General features: G+C 68.5%; 5 protein-coding genes. 4 read left to right on the top strand and 1 reads right to left on the bottom strand.

The features are described from left to right. From FVW27_RS07275 to FVW27_RS07265, 3 genes are all read left to right on the top strand, one after another. Window positions 1–627, top strand: a 627-nt coding sequence (locus tag FVW27_RS07275) for an XdhC family protein (protein ID WP_167123961.1), incomplete at its 5' end; no start/stop codon positions are given. A 151-nt stretch (window positions 628–778) separates the two neighbouring features. Beyond that, window positions 779–2,320 (top strand): DVU_1551 family NTP transferase, encoded by a 1,542-nt coding sequence (locus FVW27_RS07270; RefSeq protein WP_208294677.1) that lies wholly within the window; start codon window positions 779–781, stop codon window positions 2,318–2,320. Continuing rightward, window positions 2,317–3,294 (top strand): histidine phosphatase family protein, encoded by a 978-nt coding sequence (locus tag FVW27_RS07265; RefSeq protein WP_167123960.1) that lies wholly within the window; start codon window positions 2,317–2,319, stop codon window positions 3,292–3,294. Before FVW27_RS07270 ends, FVW27_RS07265 begins: the two co-directional genes overlap by 4 nt. Before the next feature lie 127 nt (window positions 3,295–3,421). Here FVW27_RS07265 and FVW27_RS07260 read toward each other — a convergent pair whose 3' ends face one another. After that, on the bottom strand, window positions 3,422–3,655 hold the full coding sequence (locus tag FVW27_RS07260; protein WP_167123958.1) for a hypothetical protein: 234 nt from the start codon (window positions 3,653–3,655) through the stop codon (window positions 3,422–3,424). 447 nt (window positions 3,656–4,102) lie between these two features. Between FVW27_RS07260 and FVW27_RS07255 the strand changes: the two genes are divergently transcribed. Beyond that, on the top strand, window positions 4,103–5,251 hold a 1,149-nt coding region (locus tag FVW27_RS07255), incomplete at its 3' end, for an efflux RND transporter periplasmic adaptor subunit (RefSeq protein WP_167123956.1).

Here is a 5,251-nt window from a genome sequence, read left to right as displayed (position 1 = left end):
GACGCCAGCGGCGACCTGACGCTGGAACCGGCGGCGCTGGACGAACTGCGGGGTGCCGTGGCCATTGCCAGTGGCCCGTTGTGCGCGGAGGTGGGGGGCCTGTCCCTGCTGGCCGACCCTGTGGCCTCGCCGGGGCGGGTGATCATCGCCGGTGCCGGGCACGTGGGGCGGCAGGTGGGCCTGATGGCCTCGCTGTCCGGGTTCCGGGTGACCGTGCTGGACGACCGGCCCGATTTCGCCAAAGCCGATCGGTTGCCTGGCGCGGACGAGGTGCGTTGCGTCACGCCCGGTGGCGACTGGCTGGAAGGGCTGGGAGTGCACGAGGACTGCTATGTGGTCATCGTCACGCGTGGGCACCGCAACGACGGCGAAGTGCTGGCCAGCGCCCTGCGCACCCCGGCCCGTTACGTTGGCATGATCGGCAGCCGCCGCAAGCGTGACGCCGTGTACCGCAGGCTGGAAGAGGCGGGCACGCCGCGCGCGGCCATCGAGCGGGTGCATTCGCCCATCGGGCTGGACATCGGCGCGGAAACGCCTGAGGAAATAGCCGTGAGCATCGTGGCGGAACTGGTGCAGGTGCGGGCCGCCAGCCGGGTGCGCCACGCCATTCCGACCATGCAGGCCTGAAGCACTGCGGGGCTGGCACAGCCGCAAGGCGTGCCTGATCGTTGTCCGGCACGGAGCAGGGAATGTCATCTGAAGCAATAAGTGGTCCGGTGGTTTCGATAGCGACTGGCTTAGCAATCGAAAGTGTCGAACGGTCAAGAGGGGAGCGGCCATGCAGACTGTTGCATCCGGCGTGACGGCCCCAGCGTTCTCCCCGCTTTCCCCGTATCCTGTTGTCGGCGTGGTGCTGGCAGCGGGCGCTTCGTCGCGCATGGCTCCGGACTTCAAGCCGCTGCTGGACCTGTGCGGGGCCACGGTGCTGGCCCGCTGCGTGGAGATGTTCCGGCAGGCAGGCGTGGCGGATGTGCTGGTGGTCACCGGGCATCGTACAGACGAGGTGGCGGCGGAGGCCGCGCGACTGGGCGCGGCCACGGTGCACAACCCGGTCTGGCGCGAAGGGGGCATGTTTTCTTCGGTACGCGCGGGGCTGGAGGCTGTGGTCCGGCGCGGCGGAGAAGCTGGCGGAATTGGGGGATTTGTGGGGACTGGTGGCTTGCTGCTGCCGGTGGATGCCGCGCTGGTGCGCCCCTTGACCGTGCGCCTGCTGCTGGAGCGCGCCGCCGTGCATCAGGACAGGGTGTTGTTGCCGGTGTTCGGCGGGCAGTGGGGGCATCCGCCGCTGCTGCCTCCATCGGTATTTCCGATCGTTCTGGCCGACAGCGGCGAGGGTGGTCTGCGCGGCGCGCTGCACCGGCTGGGGCCGCAGGCGCTGGAAGAGGTTGGCGTGCCCGACAGGTTCATCCTGCGCGACATGGACACCCCGGAGGACTACCGCGCGGCCTGCGCCGACTGGTTCACCCGCGAAGTACCCACCCCGCAGGAGGCGCGCGCACTGCTGGGGGTGCGGGCCGTTCCGCCCGGTGGCATCGCGCATGCCGAAGGGGTGGCCGCCGTGGCCGTGCGTCTGGCCGATACCTTGAATGCTGCGCACGACATGGCGGGGCAGGGCGATATTTCGAGCGGGCAACCCGGTCCGCGTGCGTGGCTGGATCGTGACCTGGACAGCGGACTGACCGAGTCTGCCGCCCTGCTGCACGACATCGCCAAGGGCCAGCCCTGCCACGAAGCCGCCGGGGGCGCGCTGCTGCGCGATTTGGGTTTTTCCGGCGTGGCGGACATCGTCAGCGCGCACAGGGATGCCACCCTTGCCGACGACCAGCCCCTGAGCGAGCGGGAGGTGGTGTATTTCGCGGACAAACTGGTGCGTTGCCACACCGTGGTGGACGTGGAAAGCCGCTTTGGCGAGAAGCTCGCCCAATGGCGCCACGACCCGGAAGCGGCCAGCGCCATAGAAGGTCGGATGCGCCGGGCGCTGGCTCTGCGCGCGCGCATCGAGCGTGAGGCCGGGCGACCGCTGGCGGACATCCTGCATCCGCTGGCCGTGGGCCAGCCTGCGTGGGAACCGGACGCTGGCGGTGCCGGACTGTGCACAGAGGCCGGATTGTGCACTGGTTCTGGGCAGGCCGCTTTGTGTGCCGCCAACGCATCCCACAGAGCGTACTTGTCATTAGCGCCCAGTTCGGCGCCCAGTTCGGCGCCCAGTTCGGCGCCCAGTTCGGCGCACGATCCGGCGCACGGTCCGGTGCCCGGTCCGGTGCCCGGTTCGGCACATGATCCCGTGCGGGAACCGGGAGAAGACGAGAGCCTCCCATGACCGTCTCGTCCGCCATCTTTTCCAACATCCCGCCGGACATCCTGCTGTTCCGCCATGCGGCTACGGACCTGGGCGATGGTCCGCGCCGGTACATCGGACGCACCGAAGTGGCCTTGTCCCGAGATGGCCGCGCGCAGGCGGCGGCATGGCGGGCGCATCTGGCCGCACTGAACGTGGTGGGGGCTTATGCCTCGCCGCTGGAGCGGGCGCGGGACACGGCCCGGCTCATGCTGGGGCTGGATGATGCCCCAATCAGCCCAGACAAGCCGCACGGACCAGGCAAGCCGAACGGGCCATGCGCACGGGGCGCATCAGGCGTACCGGGCGGATTGGGTGAATCGGGCGGATTGGGCGTGGCGGGCTGCGCCGCCATTCCCCTCACCATTCTGGACGATCTGGCCGAGATGGATCTTGGGGAATGGGAAGGGTTGGTGCAAATGCAAGTTCGGGAGGACAGGCCCGCCGCCTATGACCGGCGTGGGCGTGAACCCTGGACTTTCCGTCCGCCGGGGGGGGAATGCTGCGCGGACGTGGCCGCGCGCGGCCTGCGGGCGCTGGCCGCCATGTGGCGGGACTGGGTCGAAACGAGGGGCAAGGCCGGGACGATGCCCAGCGCCACAGGGGCGGCATGTGTCGAAGGGGCAAGCCGGGCCGCAGGGCGGCACCTGGCCTTGGACGGCAGCGCCGGGCACGGGCACGGGCACGTTCCCTTCATCGTGGCCGTGAGCCACGCCGGGCTGATCCGTTCCGTGCTCTGCGCGTTGGGCCACGTGGGCCGCGAAGAGCTGCTTGCCCTGCCGTTGCGCCACCTGCATTGCGTGCGCCTGCGCCGCCATGAATCCGATGGCGGTGGTACTCTTGCGTCCACGTCAGCAGCGCCAGCGGCGTCAATAACGTCACCGACGGCAGCACCGCCAGCAGCATCGGGGACTTCAGCGGCATGGACGGTGGTTTCGCCGGACTGGCAGCCGTAGGCATTACGCGCCGCACGAACTGCCATGGCATGGCGCACGCCGCACCATCTCCGTCCGTTGGGACCCTGCGGGGTACTGCGGCATGCCGGGCACCACGGCAGGCATGCGTGCCGGGTTCGCCGTCCCTCTAGTCCATGTCCTCCACGGACAGGATCTCCCAACGCGAATTGTCCGCCGCCACGCGGAAGGTGGCCACGGCCCGGGCACCGCACGAACGGCAGATGAGCACCCGGCGGTGCTCGCCGTTCTTCTGGCCAGCCCACGAGGTGTCCGGCGGGCCGAAGTGGCAGCGTGTGCAGCGAAACATGGGAGCGACGTTTATCTTGTGCAGGGTGAGATTGTCTGCTTCAAAGCTGGGCATGTGCAAACCTGTGCTCTTCGTTGGTCGTGTCGTCCGGGCGGCGCATGGTCCTGTGCCCGTATCTGAAGGGTAGGGCGACGCCGCACATATCGGCGATTCGTAGGGATGCTGAACCGGAGTGTCATGTGTGCTATCCCCTTTCCATTTTCTGGTCAAGTATCAGAGAAATTTTCATCTGCAACTTTGTCGTGCAGTGGTGCCTTATTTTTTGCGGCACACCATGCAACAATGCGTAGTAAATCATGTGGAACAGTAACGAATGAATGTCACGCGCGGCAGGGAGGGGCGAAAACGGCAAGCGGTGAAACGCACGTCCACGCGACGCAGACTATGCGTTTGCGCGCGGGGCACGTTCTGGTATGGTGCCGATGCCTGCCGCAGCACGCCGGATGGCCGTTGCGCCGGGGTTGCCCCCTTGTTCATGAACCGTGATGCCTGCGAGTCCACATGCCATCTCCTTCTTCCGCTCCCTTGTCCTCTTCCACTTCACCGTCGGTGTCCGACAGTGCCGCACCGGGTGGAACCGCACAGTCAGACCTTGGCAGATTGGCCATCGACAAGTCCGGCTGGCAGTCGCCCCGGCGCACGCCCCGGCGGCGCTGGCTGTGGCTGCTTGCCGCCGTGGTGCTGGCTGGCGGTGCCCTTGGCGCGCGGTTGCTGTTTCCGGCAGAGCGCGAGGTGCGTCTTGCCGTGGTGGCCAGGGTCTATCCCTCTCAGTCCATGACCACGCTGGTCTCCAGCGGCTACGTCACCGCGCAGCGCAAGGCCTCGGTGGCGTCCAAGATTACCTCGCGGCTGGAATGGCTGGGGGTGGAGGAGGGCAGCCGGGTAACCGCCGGGCAGGTGCTGGCCCGGCTGGAAAGCGACGATGCCCGCGCCGCGCTGGATCGCGCCCGGGCCAACGAGCGCGTCGCGCGCTCCGACATAGACCGGGCCACCGCCGAACTGACGGACGCCCGGCGCAATCATGTCCGCATGCGCACGTTGCTGGCGGAAAACGTGATTTCCCGGTCGGATCTGGACACCGCAGAAACCCGCGCCCTCACGGCGGATGCCGCCGCCCGCGCCGCCCGCGACGGGCTGGCCGCCGCTGCCGCCGCCCGGCGCGAGGCCGAGACGCAACTGGAATACACCTTCATTCGCGCGCCGTTCGATGCGGTGGTGCTGACCAAGAACGCGGACGTAGGCGACATCATCACTCCGCTGGGTGCGGCGGCCAACGCCAAGGCCAGCGTTGTGACCATCGCCGACATGGGGTCGCTGCTGGTGGAAACGGACGTCAGCGAATCCAGCGTGGGCCGGGTGAAGCCTGGCGCCCCTTGCGAAATCGCGCTGGATGCCCTGCCGGACGAACGCTTCGTGGGCCGGGTGCACATCATCGTGCCCACGGCAGACCGCAGCAAGGCTTCGGTCATGGTCAAGGTGGCCTTTGACGCGCTGGACCCGCGCGTGCTGCCGGAAATGAGCGCCCGTGTGGCCTTTCTGGACCGCCAGCCCTCCGATGACGAACGCCGTCCCCGTCCGGCCGTGCCCGCCACCGCCGTGCGCGGTGAAGGCGACGCCCGCGCGGTGTTCGTGGTGCGCGATGGCCGCGCG

The organism is Nitratidesulfovibrio liaohensis, from assembly GCF_011682075.1.
In the GTDB taxonomy this organism is placed as follows: domain Bacteria; phylum Desulfobacterota; class Desulfovibrionia; order Desulfovibrionales; family Desulfovibrionaceae; genus Cupidesulfovibrio; species Cupidesulfovibrio liaohensis.
This window is presented reverse-complemented; position numbering and strand designations above follow the sequence as displayed.

Bases quoted from the DNA above. Each gene is read 5' to 3' on its own strand.
- FVW27_RS07270 (WP_208294677.1), top strand. From the start codon at position 779: ATGCAGACTGTTGCATCCGGCGTGACGGCCCCAGCGTTCTCCCCGCTT.
- FVW27_RS07265 (WP_167123960.1), top strand. From the start codon at position 2,317: ATGACCGTCTCGTCCGCCATCTTTTCCAACATCCCGCCGGACATCCTG.
- FVW27_RS07260 (WP_167123958.1), bottom strand. From the start codon at position 3,655: ATGCCCAGCTTTGAAGCAGACAATCTCACCCTGCACAAGATAAACGTC.